We start from the raw sequence: 26435 nt of genomic DNA, 5'->3' as shown, positions 1-26435 counted from the left end.
AACCTCTATATGAAGAAAATATTTACAAGCATTATTTTATTGTTTTTGATGAGCCGGATAACTGAGGCTCAATCCATATACCAACCCTATAATTACCAGTTTTACCAAAAGCTTAATGAAGATGTGTATTCAACTAAAACACGTTTTCACAGTTCATTAAAGCCTTTTATGGCCGATGATTCGCTGCTTAAGATTCATTACGATTCGTTGATGAACGCCAATGGACTGAAAGGGCGCTTTTTTAATGAGCACCAGATAGATGTAAAAACAGGCAACTCGACTTTTTATGCCGATCTGCTGCCCGACTTAAACCTGAGCCGCGATTTTTCGGGAAAGAAAAATACCAACTTTGGTACGCTCGGCTTGCAAATTGGCGGCTCGTTTGGCAATAATTTTTCATACAACATAGCCGGGTACGAAAACCGCGCGGTGCTGCCCGCTTATCTTTCTACCTATGTTAACCAGGTGGGTATTGCACCTGGGCAGGCTTACGCCGCAAACTACGGTAACGAGTACCGTTGGAGTTATATAACGGCGAATGTTTCGTACACACCCGCGAAATTTTTAAATTTAAGCGCCGGGCGCGATAAAACCTTTATAGGCGATGGTTACCGTTCGCTTTTGTTATCTGATTATGCCTCGCCCTATCCCTTTTTTAAGTTGACCGCTATGCTGGGCAATGTACGGTATATGGCTATGTGGGCTTATTTTAACGACCCGCTTTCGGTAAAGGTTGACAATGGCGACAGGAAGAAGTTTGGTGTGTTCCATTACCTTGACTGGAATGTGACTGATCGTTTATCGCTCGGTTTCTTCGATGCCGTGATCTGGGCAGCCAAAGATGACCTGGGGCATTCGCGTGGGTTTGATTTTACTTACATAAACCCTATCCTGTTTTTAAGGCCGGTTGAGGCCTCAAACGGTTCGCCGGATAACGCCTTGGTCGGTTTAACCGGAAAGTATAAGCTTACCGATGGTGTTACGGCTTACGGACAGTTCGCGCTGGACGAGTTTGAGTCAAAAAACTTTTTTTCAAGCAATGGCAGCTCGCGTAATAAATATGCATGGCAATTTGGTATAAGAGGCGCCAACCTTTTCAACGTAAAGGGTTTAAATTACCTGCTGGAAACTAACAACGCCAAACCGTACACCTATTCAGAAAGATCATCTGTTATCAATTATGCCGAAAACGGCGAACCTATCGGTCATCCCTGGGGCGCCAATTTCCGCGAGGCCGTAGCATTGCTCAATTACTCGTACAAACGTTTTGATTTCTCGGGCGAGGTTGATTACGGCCATTACGGCCTTGATAAAGATAACCTTAACTATGGCAAGGACCTGTTTTTGGGCTATATTGATCCGGCGCGCCAGTTAGGTAACTATACAGGGCAGGGGCTTACCACCAACATGGTATATGTTGAAGGCAAGGTAGCTTACCTTTTAAATCCTAAATATAACCTGCGCTTTGAGCTTGGCGGCCTGATACGCCGCGATAAAAACAGCCAGTTTAATGATAAAACATCGATGTTAACCTTTGGTATCCGCAGCTCATTCAGGGCGGTGTATAATGATATTGTAAGTTATAAAGCGCATTGAGTTTAGAATAAAAGGGACAATTAAACTTTATATTTGTAATATGAAAACACTTGTGGCGCATCCAAATACTGAAGCTCAATTACGAGCCATAAAAGCGATATTTGAGGCTTTAGAGGTTCCATATAACGAAGAAAGCGAGTTAGACGAAACCGATAGAATTATGGCTAATCCGGCTATGATTAAACATCTTGACGACAGTATACAGGAATTGAAGGACGGTAAAAAGGTTATTATATCCTTAGACGATGTATGGAAATAGTATTCTCTTAAAAGGCGATCAACGATCTTGATCACTGGAAGAAAATCGGGGATACTCAAAAATTAAAGAAGATACGCGCATTAATTGAAGCCATTATACAGTCGCCGTTTACCGGGATCGGCAAGCCAGAAGCATTAAAGTACAATTATTCAGGAATGTGGTCGAGGCGCATCGATCATGAACATAGGATTATTTATAGGGTTAACGAACTTACTGTAGAGATAATTTCTTTAAGGACCCACTATCAGTAACGATGAATACAGGAGTTTTTAATATTACACATGTCTCAACTGACAACGCCTTACTCCAAAGCCCGCGAGCATTAAAATAACATTTACACTTAATAAAATTACAATATAAACGATATGGTTATCATGGCTTACGGCTCCCAGGTAATCAACAAATGTTACTTTTTGGGTAATGATGTAAGTAAGCAGGAAAAACAGTATTTCGAATAGTTTTTTGCCCCTGCTAACGATGCCCAGGCACACGGCCAGCATCACAACAAATATCGCCCCGTTAACAATATTAAATACAGCATAATAATCCAAAGCGATAGCATACCGTACTACCAAGGGCAGAGCAAGCAGCAGCGCCAGGATCATGCCGGCTATAATTTGCGCCAATAGCATACGCTGTAAAGGCTTGTACGCTGCATAGGTAAAATAATGGAGGCGGTTAGCTTCTTCTTTCGTAGCCAGATCAGACCAGCGGGTTACCTGCAGAAACCACAATACAGGCAGTAAATATAAATGGGCTACATTGATCGGCACCAAAAACATACTTATCCATGCGCCGCCGTTAACCAGCCAAAACCATTTATTGCCTTTACGGATCAGCAATAACAATTCAGTTTTGATAAAAGGGATTATGCCGTAATTGGTAACTAAACGAGGCAGCAATTGCATACTGATACCATTTGATGGAAGAACCGTGTGCCGGTTAGGTTGTATATCGGCTACTGCTTTTTTTGTTTTACGGGCTGATTGTTTAAAATCAAACCGGTGGAAAAAGAATGAGGAAAAATACACAATCCCCAGGGCTAACACTAACCAAACCAGGCGGCTAACTAAAAAGATGCCGGTTATGGTTATGCCGTTCCATTCAAAGGTTTTAAACGCTTGTTTTCGGTTAAAGGTAAACCCCAGGTTAACCCCGGTTATATGTTCGTGAAACTGGCTGTTTACCTGGCTTTTTATGCTGCCGGTAAGGCTATGTACGCCAAACATATCAATGAAGGTTGCAACAGCATCGTTTTTTTGATTTTCAACATTAGCCATCATAATTCCGAAAAAGAAGAAGAAAACAATGTATTGCAGTATGCTTTTTCGGCCTAAAAATACCTCCGCAACCACAGCGAGCGCCGATACGGAAAACAGCGCCGGGAGCGCGAATGTCAGGTAAGGGATTATAAAATTGCCGATCAGAAACGGATAGCCCGTGGTACGTACAAAAAACATGATTATGCTTACGATGAACGTACAGCCCGCGATAGTCAACAATACCATAAAGTTGCTGAGCATTTTACTTAGCAGGTACCCAAAATTGGTGATAGGGGTGGTGGCTATTATCAGGCCTACTTCGGTATCAATATCTTTTTTAATGCCGCCGTTCACCAAAAAAAAACCGTAAAGCGAAAGCATGATAGCCGTCATCATTCCGGAAACATAACCTACCCAGGCCGAATTGTAAACCCCTTTATAGCCAACAACGTTTAGTGTGGTATACGAGGCTGTAGGCGGCGGCACAAAAGAATAAGCCGCGTAAAAGGTAACAGCCAGTGTAATCAAAAAAGCGTAGCTGCGGGTACGCTGCAGGTAATCGGCTTTTATAATGCTGTAAATGTATTGCACGTAATCAGGCTTTTTGAGTTAAAAATAAATAAGCATCTTCTAAAGTGGCGGCAACACCGGTTGATGAAGTGTAGGGCTGATCCGTTTTTAAAATATAACGTACCCTGGTTTTATCTTTTTGCCTGCTGGTATCAATAATCTGCTGCGTGCTTTTAATAACGCCAAGTTCATCGCTGTTAACCAAAACTTCGAACACGCGGCCTTCAACCTGTTGTATGATATCGGGTTGGGTGGCTTTGGCAATCAGCCTGCCGCTTTTCATAATGGCAACTTCATCAGCAATGGTTTCAATATCCGATACGATGTGCGACGAGAGGATAATGATACAATCATCCGCCAGATCAGAGATCAGTTGCCTGAACCTTACCCGCTCTTCGGGGTCAAGGCCAACGGTTGGCTCATCAAATATCAGTACTTTGGGATCATTAAGCAGGGCCTGAGCTATCCCTATACGCTGTTTCATCCCGCCCGAGTAAGAACCTATAGGCCGTTTGGCATCGGTAGTCAGGTTTACACCTTCCAGCAGCAGATCTATCCGTTTGCGCAGGTTGGGACCCCCAACGCCTTTCATGGCGGCTATATATTCCAGAAATTCATGAGCGTTAAGATTAGGGTATACCCCAAAATCCTGTGGCAGGTATCCCAGTATTTTGCGGATTTTATCGGGATTGGCCACAATGTCCTCACCATCTAAAAATAGCGTACCCGCAGTGGGCTTACTGATGGTAGCAATTATTTTCATCAGCGTTGATTTACCTGCCCCGTTTGGCCCAAGTAAACCTAAAACGCCCTTTTCTATAGTGATAGAATAATCAGACAGGCCTGTTTTATCTTTATTGTATTGTTTGGTAAGATTTTTTATAACTAAGGACATGGTTGCAGTTTATGTCCCATAAGATGCAGGTTGCGGATTTAAGTTACAGTGGGAGGGGTGTTAATTTTCCTGAATGTTAAAATTATTCTCCTTTCTTGGGTATATGCTATCAGCAAATGCGTAACACAGACGTATTGGTAATAATACCTGCCATTTTCAGAGAAATGATTGAAAAATTAAAACTCACTTTTACTCCCCCTTCAGGGGGCCGGGGGGCTACGACGCTATTGTATTCACCGTCCGTTTTTCGGTCATGCTGCGTACCTGGCGGGCTATGCCTGCGGCATCGTAACCACATTCGGCCCAAAGTTCGGGTTGTTCTCCGTGCTCAATAAATTCGTCCGGGATGCCTAAACGTTTAACGCTGATGTTGGTATAACCATTGTCTGCCATAAATTCAATCACCGCGCTGCCCATGCCGCCTTCCAGGCAGCCGTCCTCTACGGTAATTACCTTGTCAAAGTTTTTAAACACATCGTGCAGTAAGGCTTCATCAAGCGGTTTTACAAAGCGCAGATCATAGTGGGCCGGGTTATAACCTTCGGCATTAAGCGCGGCGGTTGCTTTTACTACCTCATTGCCAATGGCTCCTATAGAAAGTATCGCCACATCTTCTCCCTCGCAAACTTTACGGCCTTTACCAACCGGAATTGCTTTAAACGGCCTTTGCCAATCAACCATAACGCCGTTACCGCGCGGATAGCGAATCACAAACGGACCCATATTTTCCTGTTGGGCGGTGTACATCAGGTTGCGCAGCTCTTCCTCGTTCATTGGGGCAGATACCGTCATATTCGGGATGCAACGCATATAGGCCAGGTCATAAGCGCCGTGGTGTGTAGCGCCGTCTGCACCGGCAAAGCCGGCACGGTCAAGGCAGAATACCACATTAAGCTTTTGTATGGCTACGTCATGAATTACCTGGTCGTATGCCCTCTGCATAAAGCTGGAGTAAATATTACAGAACGGCGTTAGGCCCTGGGTAGCTAAACCGGCAGAGAAGGTTACGGCATGCTGCTCGGCAATGCCCACATCAAAAGCCCGGTTAGGCATAGCCTTCATCATCAGGTTTAATGAACAGCCTGATGGCATAGCCGGGGTAATGCCCATTATTTTAGGGTTTTGCCCGGCCAGTTCTATAATGCTAAGCCCAAAAACATCCTGGTATTTGGGAGGCTGCGGCTTATCGTATTTCGCTTTTTTTATTTCGCCGGTAATTTTATCAAACAAACCGGGCGCGTGCCATTTGGTCTGGTCTTTTTCGGCAAGGGCGTAACCCTTACCTTTTACCGTGATGCAATGTAAAAGTTTCGGTCCCGGGATATCACGCAGATCTTTTAGCACTTTGATCAGATGGTTTACGTCGTGCCCGTCGATAGGGCCGAAATACCTGAATTTAAGTGCCTCGAAAAAGTTGCTGCGTTTTAGCAGGGTGCCTTTAATGCTTTTTTCAAGTTTTTGGGCTACTTTAAAAGCATCCGGGCCAATGGAAGATAACTTGGCCAGCACGTGTGCAATATCATCCCTGAAACGGTTGTAAGGCTTTGATGTGGTGATGTCGGTAAGATATTCCTTCAAAGCCCCAACGTTAGGGTCGATGGCCATATTGTTGTCATTCAGGATTACCAGCAGGTTCGAGTTTTCGATACCGGCGTGGTTCAGGGCCTCGAAGGCCATACCGGCCGTCATGGATCCATCGCCAATAACGGCAACGTGCTGCCTGTCGGTTTCGCCCTTGTACTGCGACGCAACGGCCATGCCTAAAGCAGCCGATATAGAAGTTGAGGAGTGACCTACGCCAAAGGTATCATATTCACTTTCCGAACGTTTCGGGAAACCGCTGATACCACCGTGTACGCGATTGGTATGAAACTGGTCGCGGCGGCCGGTTAATATTTTATGGCCGTAAGCCTGGTGGCCTACGTCCCACACTAACTGATCGTAGGGGGTGTTCAGTACATATTGCAAAGCCACAGTAAGCTCAACAACGCCAAGGCTGGCAGCGAAGTGGCCGCCATTAACCGATACCACGTCAATAATATACTGGCGTAGCTCCTGGCACACCTGTTCAAGCTCAGTCTCGTTAAGTTGCTTTAAATCAGATGGATAATTTATTTTTTGTAATAAATTTCCGGCCGGTACCTGCATCGACATTTGTAAGGGTGTTTAACCTGCAAAATACGGTAATTATTGTTAAATTCAGGACATTTAAATGTATTAATTATTTGGATGCTTTTTTATGAATAGTAATTGCAGCAGCTAAAGTTTAATGCACGCGGTGCATCATTGTAAATTATTATATTTAGTCCTACATAACCGTTAACCTTGTTTTATGACCGAAACTATCACAGCCCCGCTTCATTGGTCGGGCCCGAAAAAAATAGCTTTAAGGTTTTTCTTGCTGCTGTTTACATTGCACATCTTTTTTAATCCCAATGGCGTGCTGCCTTATACTGATGTTATTGCCGGCTACCTGATTGAGCCCTTTCATACCATCATTCCCTGGCTTTCCAAACATTTGCTGAACCGGGCTGAACCCGTTACCACGTTTACCAACGGTAGCGGCGATACAACGTACGATTATCTGGTTATTTTATTTATAACAACCTTATCGGTTATAGGCACATTGATCTGGTCGGTATTGGATAGGAAAGCGCGCGACTACAATAAGCTGTTTTATTGGTTATGTGTTATTTTAAGATACTATGTGGGCATAACGATGCTTAGCTATGGTTTTGTAAAAGTTATTAAGTTGCAATTCCCATCCCCGTCGCCCGGCAGGTTGCTACAATCGTTTGGTGATGCTTCGCCAATGGGCCTGGCCTGGACGTATATGGGCTATTCTACGGGGTTTAACTATTTTACCGGCATAGCCGAGGTTAGTTGCGGTTTGTTGTTGTTTTTCCGTAAAACCACCACATTGGGGGCGGTATTGGGTTTGGTAGTAGCCGGTAATATTATGGCCATTAACTATTGTTTTGATGTGCCGGTTAAATTACTTTCAACCACGTTGGTAATCATGTCATTGTTTTTGTTAGCAAAGGATGCGCATAGGCTTATCAATTTCTTTTTCCTGAATAAAACAGCGCCGCCGTCAGAAATTGAACCGCATAGGTTCGGGCGAAAATGGAAAAATATAACACTTTGCGTTTTAAAGTACGTAATGCTGGTTTATTTGCTGATATCAAATATTTATGGTGATATACAGGCTGCTGCCCAATATGGCGACGCTGCTAAAAAGCCTCACTTTTACGGTATTTATGATATCGGCAATTATGTGGTAAATAAAGACACTATCGCGCCGCTAACTACCAATACTGTGAGGTGGCGCAAACTGATAGTAAGCAATTCGGGCTATGCCATGGTTAAAAAAATGAATGATAGTACCCAGAATTATGCTTTCAGGGAAAATATCAAGGCGCATACCATCGTGATGTTTACCTATGCAGATACCTCTGCTAAATATAATTTTACGTATACCGAAATAGGTAAAGACAGCCTGGTTTTGAAATGTAAGTTTGGTTTGGATTCGCTTCATATCAACCTGAAAAAATTCGATATGAAAAATTTTAAGCTGATAAACCGCGGGTTTCACTGGGTTAACGAGTTTCCGTATAACAGGTAAGGATAAGTTGTTGAGGCCAACAAACTTTACGCCGTTTCAATACTGCTAAATTGCTTATTTTTGACCTCACTTTAATATGACCGACGATAGTTTTGCCATTAGGTTGCCCCAGTTTGAAGGCCCGTTCGACCTTTTGCTGTTTTTCATTGAGCGCGATGAACTGGATATCCACGATATCCCGATAGCCAAAATTGCCGACGACTTTTTGAATTACCTGCACCAGATGAGCAGCCTGAACATGGAAATTGCCAGCGAATTTATTTTTGTGGCGGCAACCCTGATGCGCATCAAAGCTAAAATGCTGCTGCCCCGCTTTGAAGCTGGTGGTTTAACCGACGAGGCCGATACTAAAGGAGACCTGATCCGAAAGCTCATTGAATATAAGAAATTTAAGGAAGCCTGCGATGAGTTAAAGCCGATGGAAGATGAGCGCTTTAAGCAGGAAAAACGGGGCAATATCAGGCAGGATTTAGAGCAGGTTGAAAAGGTAGCCGTTCCCGGCGAAGAACTATCCGAGCTTACGCTTTACCGTTTGGCGGTAGTGTACGAACGGATGATGCGCAATTTCGCCCGTCGCAGCGAAGAGGTGAAACACACCGTAGTGCAATATCCCTACACCATCGAAAAACAAAAAAAGGCCGTTGCCGATCTGCTCCGGATCAATAAAATGCTGGATTTTAAAGCCATCGCCAAAGAATCTGAAAATAAGGTGCATTTTGTATATAACTTTTTGGCGGTGTTGGAGATGCTGCAGCAGGAGTTGATTGATATTCAGATAGGTTTGGGGTATAACAACTTTTGGATCTCGCCAAGGGCAGGGGCGGAAAGCCATTTTGAAGCTGAAAGTTAAAGCTGGGAGCTAAAAGCAGAACGCGGAAAGCCGAAAGCGAAATGCTTTGAGAAGTTAGAGAGAAGCTTTTCGCCTTCAGCTTTACGCTTTAAGCTCTCCAATAAATAACATTATTTAACACTTCGCCACAGCGTTTATCGGTTATTGAATCGCATTTTTGTGTAAATCCTGTAACTGATGCTGAAATCCTACTTTAAAATTGCCTGGCGCAACCTTTGGAAAAACAAAGCGTTTTCAATTATTAACATATTTGGCCTTTCGGTTGGGATAGCCTTTACGCTGCTTATTGGCGCTTATGTTTGGGGGGAACTCCGCATAAACGATGAACTGCAAAATGCAGATAATCAATATATCATCCTAAGTAAATGGCACGATGCTAACCAGGGTGCGGATATCGCTTCTGTTGATGCTTTGCCCAAGGCGCTAAAGGCAAATTATCCTAACCTCGTTGCCAACTACTACAGCTTCAACGGCATTACATCCATAGTAAGCAAAGGCGAAAAAAGTTTCAGGGAATGTATGCAGTTTGGCGATAGTACACTGCTGAAAATGTACGGCTTTAAACTATTGCACGGCGACGCGGCTACCGCATTGAACGGCCCTTTATCGGTGGTGATAACGCAGCGCATGGCCTTAAAATATTTTGGTAAAACAGATGTGGTAGGGCAAACGCTAAACTTTCAAAATTTTAACGGTAACAAGCACGATTTTGCCATAACCGGAGTTTTACCCCAGTTACCCAAAAACTCGGTCACCAATTTAAACGAGAGTAATAATTCTGATTTTTTCTTCGGGCAAAGTTCAAATAGCTTTTGGAATTTCGCGGTTAATAACTGGAACAACGCGCAATGGGTAAACTATATCGAACTGCAAAAAGGAGTTGACCCGAAAGCGGTTGAAAGGGCTATGCGCGAATTGCTTGTAAAGAATTCTATTCCGCAGGTGGCTAAAGATCTCACCCCATACCTTGTTTCGCTAAAGGATTACAACCTTACTGCCGATGGCGGAGTGGTTAAAAAGATGATCGTCACGCTGTCGGCTATCGCCTTGTTTATTTTATTGATGGCGGTTATCAATTTTGTAAATATCTGCATTGGTCGTTCATCGGGCCGGATGAAGGAGATGGGGGTGAGGAAAGTGCTTGGCGGTTTGCGTAAGCAACTGATCTGGCAGTTTTTGGTCGAGTCGGTGCTGATGGTGCTTTTTGCAACATTATTCGCAGTTATTATTTACCTATTCGCCAGACCATATTTTAGCAATGTTTTGGGCAGGGAGATAGAAGGTCTGTTGGCTTTTCCTGTTTACGTTATCCCGGTTTTGTTGGTATTTGTGCTGCTGGTAGGAGGGCTTGCCGGTATATATCCGGCATTGGTGCTATCGGCCTTACGCTCGGTTGATGCGATAAAAGGTAAGCTGACGGCGGTGAAGGAACGTGTGTTTTTCAGAAAGGCGCTTGTAGCCTTTCAGTTTACTACAGCGGCGGTGGTATTTATTGGGGCTATTATTGTTTCAAAACAAATCAGTTTGTTTTTTGGCAACAGTTTGGGGTATAGCAAAGATTATATTGTGTATGCGCAGCTACCACGCGATTGGTCGGCAGCGGGTGTAAGTAAAATGGAGGCCATTCGTGAACAAATGGCACAATTGCCGCAGGTAAGCAGTGTGTCGCTCTCGTTCGAGATTCCGGATGGGGCCAACGGAGTAAATTCTCCCGTTTACCGGCAGGGATCTACTGCGGTGCAGGCGGTTGCCGCGCAAATTTTAATGGATGATAGCCACTACGCCGAAACTTATAATATCCCCATAAAAGCCGGTACATTTTTCAAACCGGTTTACAAAACAGCCGATTCAACGCTGGTGGCCATTAACGAAACGCAATCAAAAGCATTGGGCTTTAAACAGCCAGATGATGCTATCGGCCAAAAAATAATCATTCAGCAAGGCAATGTGGCAATCCCTTATACTATTGGCGGTGTCACTGCCGATTTTCATTTTGGTTCGCTGCATGAACGCATCAAGCCGGTGATATTTGTGAACGTTAATTATTATACCGCCTATCGCTACTTTTCATTCAAGCTAAAGGTGGGCGATATGCAGCAAAACCTAAACGCGGTACAAAAGAAATGGGCCGAGCTTATTCCTAACGCCCCCTTCGAGTATCATTTTATGGATGATGCCCTGACAAAGCTTTACACCACCGAGTTGCAACTAAAAAAGGCCGCATACATAGCTGCTGTTTTGGCTGTGATTATTGTATTGCTTGGAGTGTTGGGATTGATATCCCTGAGCATCCAAAAACGTACCCGGGAGATAGGCATCCGCAAAGTGCTCGGTTCATCAGTTGCAGGTATCACAGGTTTGTTTCTAAAGGACTTTTTGGGTGTGGTGATCATTGCCGGTTTAATAGCCTGCCCGCTGGCTTATGTTATTATGCAAAAGTGGCTTAATGATTATGTTTATCGTATCGATATGTCTTTATCGCCATTTGTGGTATCGATAGTAGTGCTTACGGCTGTTACCGCTGTTTTGATTGTTTTACAAACCATTAGGGCGGCATTTGCTAATCCGGTTAAAAGTTTGAGGAGTGAGTAAGCCTTTCCTTTCTCTAAAAATTACTACCTTTATATAAAGTTGAAACTCATGGATATTTCGGTAAAGTATAAAATGGTTGAGAAAATCATTCAAACTCAGGATGATGTTATACTTAATGAAATAAACTCATTATTGGGCTTATCAGATGGTGATTTTTGGTCAGATATTCCACCCCTGGTTCAGCAAGCTATCAATAAGGCTAAAAGCCAATTGGATCAAGGTGAGGGTATTCCGCACGAAAAAGTGATGGAAAAAATAAGATCGCGTTTTTTGAACAAATAATGTCAAAGCCCGATGTTATTTGGTCTCCTGTTGCGGAGTTAACCTATTCCCAAGTGTTAGAGTATCTGAATGAGTACTGGACTATTAAAGAGATAGCAGCCTTCATTAAGCGAACAGACGAAGTAATAGGTCATATTGTAAATAATCCGCTACTTTATCCTCGATCTGCAAGAAGCGATGTACATAAATGTGTGGTGGTAAAACAAGTGAGTTTATTTTATCGTGTGACATCTGGCAATATCGAACTTCTGATGTTTTGGGATAACCGGCTTGATCCAAACAAACTCAAATTTTAAGATTTTAAATCCCCACTACTTGATCATTAGAATTGAAGATGTAAACGAATGGTTTATTCGTCGTAAAGGCCTGAATAGCAAATAAAATTAGGCAGTATAAAACCTTTTTAAAATCTACGCTTACGGCGTCTCAAATCTCACATCTAACGTCTCAAATCTGTAACATTTGCTTAACTTTGCGCCGTTAAAATCACACAATGAAAAGAGACAAACTGATATTTAAGTTATTGGATGAAGAACAGCAGCGCCAGGAAGAAGGTATTGAGCTGATAGCGTCTGAAAATTTTGTAAGCAGGCAGGTTATGGAAGCTGCGGGTTCGGTAGCTACCAACAAATATGCCGAAGGTTTACCCGGCAAACGCTACTACGGCGGCTGCCAGGTGGTTGACGAAATTGAAACCATTGCTATTGAACGTGCCAAACAACTGTTCAACGCCGAGTGGGTTAACGTACAGCCTCACTCTGGTGCGCAGGCCAACGCGGCGGTTTTGCTTGCCGTGCTTCAACCGGGCGATAAAATATTAGGTTTTGATCTTTCGCATGGTGGTCACTTAACACATGGTTCTCCTGTAAACTTTTCGGGTAAATTATATGAGCCTCATTTTTACGGGGTGAATAAGGAAACCGGCCGCGTTGATTATGAGCAGTTGAAGGAAGTAGCCCTGCGCGAAAAACCGAAACTGATCATTTGTGGCGCTTCGGCCTATTCGCGCGATTGGGATTATGAGTTTATCCGTAAAGTAGCTGATGAAGTTGGTGCTTTGGTACTGGCCGATATCGCTCACCCTGCAGGCTTTATCGCCCGTGGTTTGCTGAACGATCCGCTTCCGCATTGTCACATCGTGTCTACTACCACCCACAAAACCCTGCGCGGCCCACGTGGCGGTATGATTATGATGGGTAAGGATTTTGAAAATCCATGGGGATTAAAAACGCCAAAAGGCGAGATCAGGATGATGTCGTCATTATTGGATATGGCTGTTTTCCCGGGTACGCAAGGTGGCCCGCTGGAGCATATCATTGCTGCTAAAGCTATCGCTTTTGGCGAGGCTTTGAGCGATGGCTACATGAAATACATTGTACAGGTTAAAAAGAATGCCGAAGCTATGGCTGAAGCATTTGTTAAGCGCGGTTATCAGTTAATATCCGGCGGTACCGATAACCACCTGATGCTGATCGACCTTCGCAATAAAAACATTACCGGCAAAGCTGCCGAGAACGCGTTGGTTGCCGCCGATATCACGGCTAATAAAAACATGGTGCCGTTTGATGATAAATCGCCATTTGTAACTTCGGGCATCCGTGTAGGTACTGCTGCTATTACAACCCGTGGTTTAAAAGAAAAACACATGGAAGAAATAGTTGAATTGATAGACGCTGTAATTTCTGATCCTGAAAATGAACATTCTATTAAAAAAGTTCGTAAAAAAGTCCATAAATTAATGGAAGATTTCCCGCTGTACCGGGATAAGGATACGGAATAATAAAAAATGACAGACAGGCAAGCTTCTACCAGTGCCGAAAACAAACGTTTAGCCGCCCTGCAATCGTACAGGGTACTTGACAGCTTGCCCGAAAAGGAATACGACGCCATTACCCGGCTCGCATCCTATATATGCCAGGCGCCTGTGGCATTCATCACCCTTATTGATGCCGACAGGCAATGGTTTAAATCAACTTATGGCGTCGACGCGGACCAAACACCCCGCGCCGACGCTTTTTGCAACCGCACCATTCAATCAGACGCGCTTCTTGAAATAACCGATATACAGCAGGATGAGGAATTAAAAGCCAATCCTTTTGCCTGCGCCAACGGCCTGCGTTTTTATGCAGGCGCCCCGTTAGTTGACCCCGACGGTCACCGGCTTGGCTCTTTGTGCGTAATGGATAAGAAGCCCCGTAAACTAACGGCAGAGCAGAAGGACGCGCTTAGGGTACTTGCCGATGAGGTAATGTCGCATTTTTTGCTTCGAAAACAAAAGCTTGAGTTGGAGCAGAGCCTGGTTGCCTATAAAGAGTTTCATGATCTGTTTGATAGCTCGCCCGATATCCATTGTATTATGGACAGGGATTTTAAAATCGGGCACATAAACCGCGCAGTAAAATGGGTGCTTGGATATACTCCGGACGAGGTTAAGGATAAAGCTATCTGGGATTTTTTTCCGGAAGAGGAACGTGAGCGATCATTATCTGCATTAAAAAACGGCATTGCCAAACAGCAACGTAAATTTGAAATAGAAACCACGGTACTAACCGGGGAAAACGGCGCCAAATGCATCAGTTGGTCGGCTACTTTTAAGGACGACAAATGGTTTGCAAGCGGACGCGACATCACCCACCAAAAACAGGTGGCGCAGGAACTTGAACAGCTTTCGCTGGTGGCCAGCAAGGTAAGTAACGGCGTAGTGATCAGTAACGCCGCCGACCAGATTATATGGACCAATGATGCCTTCGTAAATATCACCGGTTATAGTTTTGCCGATGTGGAACACCGCCGTTTACGCGATGTAATACAGGGCAAGCCATTGAGCCCCGAAGCTGTAGAAAAGCTGGATGAGGCCATCCGCGATAAGAAACCATACGAGATAGAATTATTCTTTAATGCCAAAAATGGTTCTCCGAAATGGATCTCGGTAATGAATTCCTTGATTTATAATGCCGACGGGAGTGTTGATAAGTCAATCCGGGTAATTATTGATATTACCAAACGTAAACTCGCCGAGCAGGAGGTGGAAATTTTATCGTTCGCGGCCCGCAAATCGCCAAGCGGCATTCTGATCCGGGATGCGCAAGGCCGGGTGGTATGGATGAATGAAGCCCTTGAAAACACCATAGGCTATACCCTTACCGAAATGAAGGGCAGGGCTTTCGGTACCATGCTGCTGGGTGAAGACAGCGACCTGGAGGTTTTTAAATCGGCAGTAAAGGCTGTTGAAGAAAAACGACCTTACGAGGTAGAGATCAAAATCTACAAAAAAGATAAAACGCCTTTATGGGTGTTCCTGTCAAACAGTCCGTTGCTAAATGAAACGGGTCAGGTTGAGCGGCAGATAGCCGTAATGGTTGATGTTACCGAACGAAAAAAAGCCGAAGATCAGCTCATGTTACTATCATTAGTAGCCAGCAGTACGGCCAGCGGCGTGGTAATTAACAACAGCGATGGCAAGGTTGAATGGGTAAACAGCGCCTTTGAGCACATTACCGGGTACAGGCTGACAGATGTGCACAACAATCACCTTGGCGATGTGCTGAAAGGTGAACTGACGGACGTATCTATCATTCAAAAAGCCCGCGAATTATCCCGGAACAAGCAGTCTTTCGATGTTGATTTGCTGGTTTACCGTAAAGACGGGCAGCCGCTCTGGATTTCGGTTATCAATTCGGTTATTTTGAACAGTAAAGGCGAGGTTGATAAATATATTGAAGTAATTATTGATATAACCGCTAAAAAGAAGGCAGAGATAGAACTGATCAACGCCCGCGAGGAGGCGATACAGTTAAGCCGGGCTAAGGATATGTTCATATCGGTAATGAGCCACGAAATCCGTACGCCGCTTAACGCGGTAATAGGAATGTCGCACCTGTTGGCAGAGGATAACCCGCTCGAAAGCCAAAAAGAAAACCTTAATATCCTGAAATTTTCGGCCGAAAACCTGATGACACTGATAAACGATGTGCTTGATTTTGCCAAGATAGAAACGGGTAATGTTGAGCTTGAAAAGCAACGGGTTGATTTACGCGATGTTGTACAAAGCATAACCAGCTCGATGCAATATAAGGCCGGCGAAAAAAATATTTATCTTAGCCATAGTATTGATCAAGCCGTACCTAACGTTATTTTGGGCGACAGGACACGGTTAATCCAGATCCTGCTAAACCTTACCGGTAACGCAATTAAGTTTACCGAAAAGGGTGGCGTTACTATCGATTTAAAGGTAATACAGGAGAGTGAGCATGATGTACGCATTCGTTTTGCGGTAATTGATACCGGTATAGGTATCGCGCCAAATAAGCAGGGAGCTATATTTGAACAATTTAAGCAGGCTGAGATAGATACTACGCGCAAATATGGCGGTACAGGTCTGGGTTTGGCCATTAGTAAACGACTGATTGAACTGCACGATTCGCGTATTAATGTGGATAGCAAGCCCGGGCAGGGATCGACATTTTGGTTTACAATAAGTTTTAAAAAGGGAAATAACCAGTTAAACAGCAATAATAACAACGTGGAAGAAGGACTGAAAATAAACGTTTTAGTAGTGGATGATAACCAGATCAATCGCCTGCTTATCAATAAAATATTGAAAAAGTGGGGAGCGAATGCTGATTTTGCCGAAAATGGCATCGAAGCCATTGAAAAAGTTGAAGGTAACCGTAACTATAACGTAGTGCTGATGGATATCCACATGCCACAAATGGATGGATTGGAAGCCACCGGCATTATCCGCTCAAAAGCCGAACCATATTTTAAAAACCTGCCCATCATCGCGCTTACCGCCTCTATGCTCAGTAACGAGATAGGCGAAATTAATGGCGTTGGTATGAACGACTATATTCTTAAACCATTTGATCCGCGTGTGCTTTATGAAAAGCTGAGCCGTTATCAGCAACAGTAAAAGATAGAGATTAGTGAAGGGAGATCGGCGGTTAGGAGAAAATCAGCATGCTGCTTAATTATCGGAATTCCCGCCATCAATTGGCCCAAAGGCATAAGCTGCCCCAGGAGCCCTGCTTTTTATCTTGTTGAAGAGTTTTAACCCCGTTCAATATTAAGTTTTTATTAACTCTCCCTCTGCCAGCAAAACGATTTGTAATTTTGACTAAAATCGTTTTCGTATGAAATTAAAATTGGCTGGCGGCATTGCCTTGTTATGTATCGCATTTCAGTCTTTAGCTCAAACCAAACTTCCGGGTAAAATTGAACAGACAGGGCAAGTTTTATTGCCCAACGGCTGGAAACTGAGTCCGGCGGGCAGGTCGTTGCCACTTGGCGATCTGCCGCTTAATATGCAGCTTTCGTCATCGGGCAGGCTGCTGGCTGTTACCAATAACGGCCAAAGCACTCAATCTATCCAGCTCATCGATCCTCAAAATGAAAAACTTTTAGATGAGCAGGTGATCAGGAAATCGTGGTATGGCCTCGCCTTCAGCCGCGATGAGAAAAAACTCTACGCCTCGGGTGGCAATGATAACTGCATTTTAGTTTATAACATCAAAGCTGATAAACTGGGTACGCCAGATACCATTAAATTGGCCGCTAATTCCTGGCCTAAAAGCAAGGTTTGCCCAACCGGCCTGGTAACCAACAGGAGTAATAGCCGCCTTTATTCGGTAACCAAAGAGGATAGCACGCTGTACATTATCAATCCTGGTAAAAAGGAGATTGTAAACAAGGTAAAACTACCGGCCGAAGCTTATGCCTGTACTTTGTCTCCCGATGAAAAAACATTGTATATATCGTTGTGGGGCGGTGATATGCTTGGCTTTTATAATATTGCCTCGCAAACGCTCAGCACTATAAAAACTCCCAGTCACCCTAACGAGTTACTGTTGGATAAAAAAGGCAAATATTTATACATAGCTGATGCTAACGACAATGCTGTATCGGTAGTGAATACAGCCACGCGTAAAATTGTCGAAACCGTATCGACGGCACTTTACCCAACCCGTCTTACCGGGTCAACCACTAATGGCCTTGCCTTATCGCCGGATGGTAAAACCTTGTTTATTGCCAATGCCGATAACAACTGTCTTGCCGTGTTTGACGTAACTACGCCCGGCAGCAGTAAAAGCAAAGGCTTTATACCGGTAGGGTGGTACCCAACCAATGTAAAGGTATTGGGTAATAAAATATTGGTATCAAATGGTAAAGGCTTCAGTTCGATGGCTAACCCTAAAGGGCCCCAGCCTGTAACTAAAGCTGATAATAGCGGTTATAAGCAGGGCGCTATTAACAGCCGCGAACAATACATCGGCGGTTTATTTAAAGGCACTTTATCTTTTATTGATAAGCCCAAGGATGTTGAGTTGAAGAAGCTTACCAAACAGGTTTACGCCAATACACCGTTTACCGACAAGATTGAGAAAACAGCCCCCGGAGAAAACGGTAACCCTATTCCGCGTAGGGTTGGTGAAAAAAGCCCTATTAAATACGTTTTTTATATTATTAAAGAAAACCGTACTTACGACCAGGTGCTGGGCGATATGCCCCAGGGCAACGGCGATACCTCGCTTTGCATTTTCGGCAATAAGGTAACGCCAAATCACCATGCTATTGCCAATGAGTTTGTATTGCTGGATAATTTTTATGTGGATGCCGAGGTGAGCGCCGACGGGCACAACTGGAGTACGGCCGCTTATGCTACCGACTTTGTAGAAAAAACGTGGCCAACCAGTTATGGTGGCCGCGGTGGTAATTATGATTTTGAGGGCACCCGCAAAGCCGCCTATCCGCGCGATGGTTTTATATGGGATTATTGCAAACGGGCCGGTATAAGCTACCGTACCTATGGCGAATTTGTAAGCGACGGCAATCCGGGTAAAGCCAGCCTGAAATCGTTAGAAGGGCATTTTTGTGCAGCTTCGCCCGGGTTTGACCTTGATGTGAAAGATGTAAAACGTACCGAGATCTGGGCTCATGATTTTGATTCGTTGCTAACCATCAATGCCGTGCCCCGTTTCAATAGCATCCGCATCTCGAACGATCATACCAGCGGACAGCGTAAAGGCGCTATTTCGCCTATTGCCGCTGTTGGTGATAATGATTTGGCAATAGGCCAGTTTATCGAACATTTATCGCATAGCCCGATCTGGAAAGAATCGGTGGTGTTTATTTTGGAAGATGATGCGCAAAATGGTCCCGACCATATCGACGCGCACCGCTCGCCGGTGTTTTTGGCCGGGCCTTACGTAAAGCGCAACGCGGTGGTTCACGGCATGTACTCAACATCCGGTGTTTTACGTACTATAGAACTGATATTAGGTTTACCGCCCATGAGCCAGTATGATGCCGCAGCCATGCCTTTGTATGATTGTTTTACCGGCAAGCCCGATTTTACGCCATACACCGCCAAGGCAGCCCAGGTTGACCTGGAACAACGCAACGTGGCCGTAAATGAAAGCAGCCGCCGCTCTGAGCTTTTTAATTTTGCAAGGGAAGATGCCGCGCCGGATATCGATTTAAATGAAGTGATCTGGAAGTACGTAAAAGGAGAAGCATCTGTCATGCCTGCGCCAAAAAGAAGCGCCTTTGTAATTTTAGAACCTAAAAAAGAACAGGATGATGATTGATTTGTTAATTTCGTTTGATCGGCGTTATCCAACAGTATAATTGACGGAATTAGGTTAACATGCAGCTAAAATTCCTGAAAAGGAACAATTGTTTTAAAATTCCGGTTCAGACAAAAAATATCTTCCTATGATCACTACTTTAGAAAACGAATTTATCCGTGTAAGCATCGATACCAAAGGGGCGCAATTAAGTTCATATTATAATAAAGCCACCAAAACCGAGCACATGTGGCAGGCCGATGAAAACATTTGGCCATGGCATGCCCCAAACCTGTTCCCGGTTGTTGGCGGGCTCATCAATAACGAGTTGGTTGTTGATGGTGAAAAATATAACCTGAACCGCCATGGCTTTGCCCGGCAATCGGAGTTTTTTTTGCTGGAGAGTGATGAAATATCGGCCAGTTATTCGCTGCCCAATTGCGAAAATACCTTGAAGGTTTATCCGTTTAAGTTTGATTTCCAGGTTTTGTATCATCTTATTGAAGGTGCTTTACGTGTTACCTACAAGGTAATTAACCTTGATAAAAAGCCTGTATACTTTTCGGTAGGAGGCCACCCGGCGTTCAATGTTCCCTTTAATAAAGGCGAAATGTATGAGGATTACTACCTTGAGTTTGAAACCGACGAGCACCTTGATGCCCATGCACTATCAAAGGATGGTTTTTTTAATGGCTTAACCCACCCGGTACCAACACCAAACAAGAAGCTTTACCTTACCCGCGATTTGTTTAACGCCGATGCCCTGGTGTTTAAAAATCTGAAATCGCGTATGGTGACTATAAAAAGCGATAAGCACGACCAAACTTTGGCCCTCGAATTTCCGCATTTTAATTACCTGGGTATCTGGGCAAAACCCGGCGCCGATTTTGTTTGCATTGAACCCTGGCTTGGCTGTGCCGATACCGAAGGCAAACAGGTTGATATTAAAGAAAAAGAAGCCATACAGAAACTAAATGTGGGTCATGTGTTTGAAGCCGCCTACTTTATTTGTATTTGAGGGCTTGATAACAACGAATTTTTAATTTCTTAAAACATTTTTCAATAATTTTAATTTTCATAGTGAAATCACACTTAAATATTAATACTATGAAAAAGAAAGTTTATCTATTTGCCCTTACCCTGCTGTTATCGTTTACCGCGTTAAACACATTTGCTGCCGATAGCCATGCGCTTACTCCGCTTAGCAAAGAAGAAATCGCTACCATGACAACCGAGCAGAAGCAGGCCCGTGTTGAAGAAATAAAAGCCCGTGTGCAGGAAATTAAAGCGATGGATAAATCGCAACTGAGCAAAGAAGAGCGTAAGGAATTGCGTACCGAGCTTAAAAGCATGAAAAAAGAAGCCAACGCTTTAGGCGGCGGCGGTATTTACCTATCGGTAGGCGCTATCATTATCATTATTTTGGTGCTGATTTTGATTTTATAACCGATTTTAAAAATGATAACAAAAACGCTCCGGGTTTTTCGGGGCGTTTTTTATTTGAGCTCATTATGTTTTTTGCTCAATCTTTCTTTGAAGCATATAACGGTGACCGGACCGTTGCTAATCATGAATTTACCGGCGGTAGGTGTAAACTCCCCACAGCAACGTGTATCGACTAAAAGTCACCGAGGTACATTATCCTAAAACAAGCCAAAGCAAAAGCCCCGGATAGATTAGATACTATCCGGGGCTTTTGTATATAATTTAAGATACCTTTATTATTATTTTTTGTCGGCTGGTTTTGCAGCCGGTGTAAATGGAACCTGGTTGGTTGGCGCAGGGGTAGCTTTAGTGTTGTTATTGATCTTCTCGCGCAGGTCTGAGTTATCATTGCCTGATGTGCCGCCTTTTACCGATACATTGATGGCGAGGGTTAATACCATCAGGGCTATAGCCAGTGCCCAGGTGCCTTTTTCAAGGAAATCGCCGGTTTTTTGTACGCCCATTAGCTGTGACGAGCTTGAAAAATTTGATGCCAAACCGCCGCCTTTAGGGTTTTGGATAAGTACGATAAGCCCTAACAAGGCGCATACAAGTACGGTAACGATGATTAAAAGGATATACATTTCTTTATATTAATTTACTTTTTTTTCTAATTGTTCAATTTGGCTCGCAAAGTAACGGCTTTTATCCGGGAATTTCAACATTAATTTTTTGTAAGTTGCAATAGCCTTGTGATATAGCATTTGCTCGGTATAAATGCGGGCAAGGGTTTCACTCACCAGTTCATTCCTGTCTTCCGAGCTTCTCTTGGCCTTGTTTTCATTGTCGATTTTATTTGCCGCCGGCGGCCTGATCTGCGGCTCTTCCCTGATAAATTTTTCAATGATCAGGTCTTCCTTGCTTTTTATCTCCGGCACATCCGGCTGCGGCGTTTTTTCAAGCTCTTCGAGCGATTGCGCATGAAAAATATTTTCGTAATACTGGTGCTGCAAGGCATCGGAAGCGGGCGATACCGGAGGCGCCGGCGCAACCTTTGCGGCAATGGTTGATTCGATACTGTAAGGCTGATAAACCGATGCGTATTCTCTTCGGGTTTTATCAAGCCACCACATAAAAGTATAAGGCATCTTTTCGTCGTTATACTTTGATATCACTTCGGGTGCCTCTTTCGCGGCGGGGCTTTCTTTTTGAACATTACCGGCGTTAGGTATCGGAGCTTTATCTTCACTACGGGTATCGGCAACCGATTTATCAAACATAAAATAATCGGTAGATGCGATATTGCCTATTATCCATTTGTCGGTTTCATCGTTGGCTGCAGGTTTGGTATCAACCGGCGTGTTTTCCACGGTGCCGGCAGAGGCGGGATCAATAACCTGTTCAACAGTATTCGGTCTTGGTATATCGATGTTATCAATGCCTACAATCTCGTCGTACACATCGTCATCAATTTGCTCGCCCGGTTTAGCGGATCCGATATTGGTAAAGGATAAATCTTCAACGGCAGCATTTTCTGTAAATACCGGCACTGCTGGTGGCGCATCCGGTATATCAAAACTAATTACCGGTGGTGTTACGTCGCCCTCATGTAGGGCCGTAACTTGCTCGTTGTTGCTTACCCCACTTTCAACCGCCTTGGTTTCATTGATGGTACCGCTGTTAAAATAATTTTCGGCTGGTGTAAATCTGCCTATTGATGGCGTGCTGTCAATAAGGTTGATAATTTGAGCGGGAGATACAGCCGGAAGCGTTTCAGCATCGTTAATCAGTTTATGTAACAGCAGGGGGCTGTAGTATACCGCTGCATGCTTAATATCATCGTTGGTACCGGCATGCGCCAGCAAAGCCCTCAAAATGCCGCTTTGCGGAAAGTTATTAACCAGTTGCTGCAGGTTATAACCGTAAAAGGTACCCGCATCAGCCGGATTGGCCAACAATCCGTCTAATATATCGTACTCCCTCTTATTCAAATATTGATCCACGTGGTTGAAAATACAAATTGCTTACCAATTAGAAAAGGCCCTGTTAAAAATATCGTCAATCAGCTGCTTAGTAATTTGTTGTATAAGCGCCTGTTCCTGCGATCCGATATCTCCCCTGTAATTGGCAAACTTAGTAAAACTTTCTTCAAAGCTAAGTTTTTTATCGGGAGCAGTTTTTGCGGCGTCGAAACTAAATTTAACCCTTACGGTTATGGTAAGCCTGTTGGCATCGGCAATGGGAGCTACATTGTTTGAGGTAGCCTCGATAGAAACCGGCGCGATCGAGTAGCCCGTAATAGCGCCCGACATGGTTGCATCAGCTTCGCCGCGTACCAGGCTTAGGCGGGTTTGGGTACGAATCCTGTCCTTCAACGCTTCGGTAAAGGTTTGGCTCAGGTTATTAACCACCAGCGGCGCGTTGTTTTCAAAAAACTGGACATTAACCGTTTTCATATCAACGGGGATGGTATTGTTTTTCAGCGTATAGCACGATGAACATAAAAGCGTCAAAGCAAATGCCGTAGTGATCCCCAAAAATCGTTTCATCAATTTTTATAAATTTAGTTCTTTTATTTTCCGGTATAAAGTACGCTCGGAGATGCCCAGTTCGTTAGCGGCCAGTTTACGTTTGCCTTTATGTTTTTTAAGGGCTTTACGTATCAGGTCTGATTCTTTATCTATCAGTGATAACGATTCTTCAACCTCTTCGGCATCATGCGTAATGTTAAAGCCGTCAATAGTAGTATTGTTATTATTACTGCTGCTGGTAACGTTATTAACGGGCTGCTGCAAAGTAAATTGTGGCTCGGTACTGCCATGCAGTTCAATATCGCGGTAAAGCTGGTTAAGCGTTTGCGGGTTATTGGCGTAATGCGGCGAAACGCCCCCGTGCTCAATAATATCTGCTACCAGTTTTTTTAGCTCCACCATGTCGCGCTTCATGTCAAAAAGCACTTTATACAGTATATCGCGCTCCGAAAAGTCTTCTTTAGGCTGGTTTTCCAAACGCATGGGCAGGTTACGGCCGCCAACTTCATGCGGGATGTAGGTAAGCAGGGTCTGGGCTGTAATGATGCGGTCGCGCTCAAGCACGGCCAGTTGCTCGGCCATGTTTTTAAGCTGCCTTACGTTACCCGGCCACGTGTAATTGGTTAACACCTGCTGCGCGTCGTCATCCAGTTGGATAGGCGGCGTGCGGTATTTATCTGTAAAATCGGCGGTGAACTTGCGGAAAAGCAGAAAAATGTCTTCCTTCCGGTCGCGTAACGGCGGGATCTTTAACGGAACAGTATTTAAGCGATAGTAAAGGTCTTCGCGAAACTTGCCATTCTTTACCGCGTCATAAACGTCAACATTGGTTGCCGCTATAACCCGTACATTGGTTTTCTCTACCTTTGACGAGCCTACTTTGATATACTGGCCCGATTCAAGCACACGCAGCAGCCTGGCCTGTGTGCCAAGCGGCATTTCGGCAATTTCATCTAAAAATATGGTACCGCCGTTTACTGTTTCAAAATAACCCTTGCGCTCGCCAACCGCGCCGGTATAGGCGCCTTTTTCGTGACCGAACAATTCTGAATCGATAGTTCCTTCAGGTATAGCCCCGCAGTTAACGGCAATAAATGGGCCGTGCTTCCGCGGGCTCATCTGGTGGATGATCTGCGAAAATACCTCTTTACCGCTACCGCTCTCGCCGGTAATCAATACCGAAATATCGGTAGGCGCCACCTGATTTGCTATAGTTATGGCCCGGTTAAGCAACGGCGAATTGCCGATGATGCCGAAGCGTTGTTTTATTTCTTGTACTTCCATACCCCCCGCCCCCCTAAAGGGGGAGTTTATTTAAAAGTTTATAATTTAGTTTGAACCCCGAAACATGCCCTGGTTCCTAAAAACCGCAGGATGTAACTCCCCTTCAGGGGGTTTGGGGGATTACTTTGCCTATCAACGTAGCTGTTGTACTGCGCTCAATCAATACATTCACATACTGCCCTGGCTTATAACCTTCACCTACAGGGAAGATCACCATCGCGTTTTGATCGCTGCGGCCGCAATAATCCTTGTCTGATTTTTTGGAGAAGCCTTCTATCAGCACTCTTTCAACTGTACCTATTCTTGCCTGCATCCGGTAAAAAGAATATTCCTGCTGTTTAGCTACAATTTCGGTGAGGCGCTTTTGCTTCACTTCTTCCGGGATATCGTCGGCATAACGTTTAGCGGCCAGTGTGCCGGGCCTTTCGCTGTACTTGAACATGTAGGCAAAATCGTATTTTACGTAGTCCATCATGCTTACCGTATCCTTGTGCTCTTCGTCGGTTTCACTGCAAAAGCCTGTGATTATATCGGTTGAAATAGCGCAATCAGGAATAATGCGGCGGATAGCGTCGATGCGGTTGATATACCATTCACGGTCGTAAGTGCGGTTCATCAGGTCGAGTATTCGACTGTTGCCTGATTGTACCGGCAAATGGATGTAGTTGCAGATGTTGTCGTATTTATTGATGGTGTGAAGCACCTCATCGGTAATATCCTTAGGGTGCGAAGTCGAGAACCTCACCCGCAGATCAGGATCGATCAGGGCGATTCGCTCCAATAAATTTGCAAAGTTGGTAGTAGCCCCCTCTAAATCTCCCCCGGTAGGGGAGACTTTTTGATTTTCGGCCTTTTCTAAGCCCTCCCTTCCGGGGAGGGTTTGGGTGGGGCTCCATTTATACGAGTCTACGTTTTGACCCAGCAATGTAACTTCCCGGTAGCCTTTTTCAAACAAGTCCCGGCATTCGGCTTCTATCGATAGCGGATCGCGGCTGCGCTCGCGGCCGCGGGTAAACGGTACCACGCAAAATGAGCACATGTTGTCACACCCGCGCATAATGGATACAAAGGCATTGATGCCATTACTGTTTAAACGCACCGGACTGATATCGGCATAGGTTTCCTCGCGCGATAGCAGCACGTTTACGGCCTTTTGTCCGTCATCAACCTTATCGATCAGGTTGGGCAGGTCGCGGTAAGCATCGGGGCCAACAACTACATCTACTAATTTTTCTTCCTCCAGGAATTTTGATTTTAAGCGCTCGGCCATGCAGCCCAGCACCCCAACCACCAGGCCCGGATTTTTAACCTTGGTTATGGTAAATTCTTTAAGACGGTTACGAACGCGTTGTTCGGCATTTTCGCGGATAGAGCAGGTGTTGATAAAAATAACATCGGCCAAGGTATGATCGGTAGTGGTTTCAAAACCACGTTCGGCCAAAATAGAAGCAACTATCTCGCTGTCCGAAAAATTCATCGCGCAGCCATAGCTTTCAATATAAAGCTTGCGGCCGTTATTTTTAGCTGTTTCGGCATTTAACATCAACGCCTCGCCCTGCCTGCTCTCATCATGTGTTTTATCCGGAATAAGCAAATCCATCATTCTTGTATAAAAATTAGTTTGCAAAAATAAACAAAATATACTTATATAGATGACATATTGTCAGTATTTAATAAAATGAATTTGCCTGTGAAAATC

21 protein-coding genes are annotated in these 26435 nt (G+C 44.4%); 13 read left to right on the top strand and 8 right to left on the bottom strand.

Features of this window, described 5'->3' with window-relative positions; genetic code table 11:
• Positions 1-9: 9 nt before the first annotated feature.
• The 3 genes from LX99_RS16705 to LX99_RS16695 are packed head-to-tail and all read left to right on the top strand — an operon-like array spanning position 10 to position 2106.
• Positions 10-1596 (top strand): gliding motility protein RemB, encoded by a 1587-nt coding sequence (locus LX99_RS16705; RefSeq protein WP_109608913.1) that lies wholly within the window; start codon positions 10-12, stop codon positions 1594-1596.
• Positions 1597-1636: 40 nt separating this feature from the next.
• Complete coding sequence (locus LX99_RS16700; protein ID WP_109608912.1) at positions 1637-1855, top strand: DUF2683 family protein; 219 nt, start codon at positions 1637-1639, stop codon at positions 1853-1855.
• A 17-nt stretch (positions 1856-1872) separates the two neighbouring features.
• Complete coding sequence (locus tag LX99_RS16695; protein WP_281270975.1) at positions 1873-2106, top strand: Txe/YoeB family addiction module toxin; 234 nt, start codon at positions 1873-1875, stop codon at positions 2104-2106.
• Positions 2107-2130: 24 nt separating this feature from the next.
• Here LX99_RS16695 and LX99_RS16690 read toward each other — a convergent pair whose 3' ends face one another.
• The 3 genes from LX99_RS16690 to dxs form a co-directional block, all read right to left on the bottom strand.
• Positions 2131-3708, bottom strand: coding sequence for a hypothetical protein (locus LX99_RS16690; protein ID WP_109608911.1), 1578 nt, complete (start codon positions 3706-3708; stop codon positions 2131-2133).
• 4 nt (positions 3709-3712) lie between these two features.
• Positions 3713-4582: an ABC transporter ATP-binding protein gene (locus LX99_RS16685; protein ID WP_109608910.1), complete on the bottom strand. Its 870-nt coding sequence runs from the start codon at positions 4580-4582 to the stop codon at positions 3713-3715.
• Between the two features lie 216 nt (positions 4583-4798).
• A complete protein-coding gene (gene dxs, locus LX99_RS16680) occupies positions 4799-6730 on the bottom strand; it encodes a 1-deoxy-D-xylulose-5-phosphate synthase (protein WP_109608909.1) in 1932 nt (643 codons plus the stop codon).
• 184 nt (positions 6731-6914) lie between these two features.
• On the opposite strand from dxs, the gene LX99_RS16675 reads away from it, so the two are divergent.
• From LX99_RS16675 to LX99_RS16630, 10 genes are all read left to right on the top strand, one after another.
• Positions 6915-8207, top strand: a complete 1293-nt coding sequence (locus LX99_RS16675; RefSeq protein ID WP_109608908.1) for a hypothetical protein — start codon at positions 6915-6917, stop codon at positions 8205-8207.
• A 76-nt stretch (positions 8208-8283) separates the two neighbouring features.
• Positions 8284-9057 carry a segregation and condensation protein A gene (locus LX99_RS16670; RefSeq protein ID WP_109608907.1) on the top strand — a complete coding sequence of 258 codons (774 nt, stop codon included), beginning with the start codon at positions 8284-8286 and terminating at the stop codon, positions 9055-9057.
• Positions 9058-9234: 177 nt separating this feature from the next.
• Entirely contained in the window at positions 9235-11649 is a 2415-nt protein-coding gene (locus LX99_RS16665) for an ABC transporter permease (protein ID WP_109608906.1), read from the top strand.
• Positions 11650-11697: 48 nt separating this feature from the next.
• A complete protein-coding gene (locus LX99_RS16660; protein WP_109608905.1) occupies positions 11698-11931 on the top strand; it encodes a hypothetical protein in 234 nt (77 codons plus the stop codon).
• The gene (locus tag LX99_RS16655; protein ID WP_109608904.1) at positions 11931-12227 is read left to right on the top strand and encodes a type II toxin-antitoxin system RelE/ParE family toxin; all 297 of its coding nucleotides are present in this window, start codon (positions 11931-11933) and stop codon (positions 12225-12227) included. Before LX99_RS16660 ends, LX99_RS16655 begins: the two co-directional genes overlap by 1 nt.
• 197 nt (positions 12228-12424) lie before the next feature.
• Positions 12425-13711 carry a serine hydroxymethyltransferase gene (glyA, locus tag LX99_RS16650; protein WP_109608903.1) on the top strand — a complete coding sequence of 429 codons (1287 nt, stop codon included), beginning with the start codon at positions 12425-12427 and terminating at the stop codon, positions 13709-13711.
• Positions 13712-13717: 6 nt separating this feature from the next.
• Positions 13718-16843, top strand: coding sequence for a PAS domain S-box protein (locus LX99_RS16645; RefSeq protein WP_109608902.1), 3126 nt, complete (start codon positions 13718-13720; stop codon positions 16841-16843).
• Between the two features lie 220 nt (positions 16844-17063).
• Positions 17064-19517: a bifunctional YncE family protein/alkaline phosphatase family protein gene (locus LX99_RS16640; RefSeq protein ID WP_109608901.1), complete on the top strand. Its 2454-nt coding sequence runs from the start codon at positions 17064-17066 to the stop codon at positions 19515-19517.
• A 127-nt stretch (positions 19518-19644) separates the two neighbouring features.
• Positions 19645-20514: an aldose 1-epimerase family protein gene (locus LX99_RS16635; protein ID WP_245927949.1), complete on the top strand. Its 870-nt coding sequence runs from the start codon at positions 19645-19647 to the stop codon at positions 20512-20514.
• A gap of 89 nt (positions 20515-20603) precedes the next feature.
• A complete protein-coding gene (locus LX99_RS16630) occupies positions 20604-20942 on the top strand; it encodes a hypothetical protein (protein ID WP_022831243.1) in 339 nt (112 codons plus the stop codon).
• Between the two features lie 278 nt (positions 20943-21220).
• On the opposite strand, the gene secG is transcribed toward LX99_RS16630, so the two are convergent.
• From secG to LX99_RS16605, 5 genes are all read right to left on the bottom strand, one after another.
• A complete protein-coding gene (gene secG, locus LX99_RS16625) occupies positions 21221-21565 on the bottom strand; it encodes a preprotein translocase subunit SecG (protein WP_022831245.1) in 345 nt (114 codons plus the stop codon).
• Positions 21566-21574: 9 nt separating this feature from the next.
• On the bottom strand, positions 21575-22912 hold the full coding sequence (locus tag LX99_RS16620; RefSeq protein ID WP_146203148.1) for a hypothetical protein: 1338 nt from the start codon (positions 22910-22912) through the stop codon (positions 21575-21577).
• A gap of 33 nt (positions 22913-22945) precedes the next feature.
• Positions 22946-23470, bottom strand: coding sequence for an LptE family protein (locus LX99_RS16615; protein ID WP_109608899.1), 525 nt, complete (start codon positions 23468-23470; stop codon positions 22946-22948).
• Positions 23471-23476: 6 nt separating this feature from the next.
• Positions 23477-24736, bottom strand: coding sequence for a sigma-54 interaction domain-containing protein (locus tag LX99_RS16610; protein WP_109608898.1), 1260 nt, complete (start codon positions 24734-24736; stop codon positions 23477-23479).
• Positions 24737-24839: 103 nt separating this feature from the next.
• Positions 24840-26339 (bottom strand): MiaB/RimO family radical SAM methylthiotransferase, encoded by a 1500-nt coding sequence (locus LX99_RS16605; RefSeq protein ID WP_109608897.1) that lies wholly within the window; start codon positions 26337-26339, stop codon positions 24840-24842.
• Between the last annotated feature and the right edge of the window lie 96 nt (positions 26340-26435).

It is taken from the genome of Mucilaginibacter oryzae (assembly GCF_003148845.1).
Taxonomy (GTDB): Bacteria; Bacteroidota; Bacteroidia; order Sphingobacteriales; family Sphingobacteriaceae; genus Mucilaginibacter; species Mucilaginibacter oryzae.
This window is presented reverse-complemented; position numbering and strand designations above follow the sequence as displayed.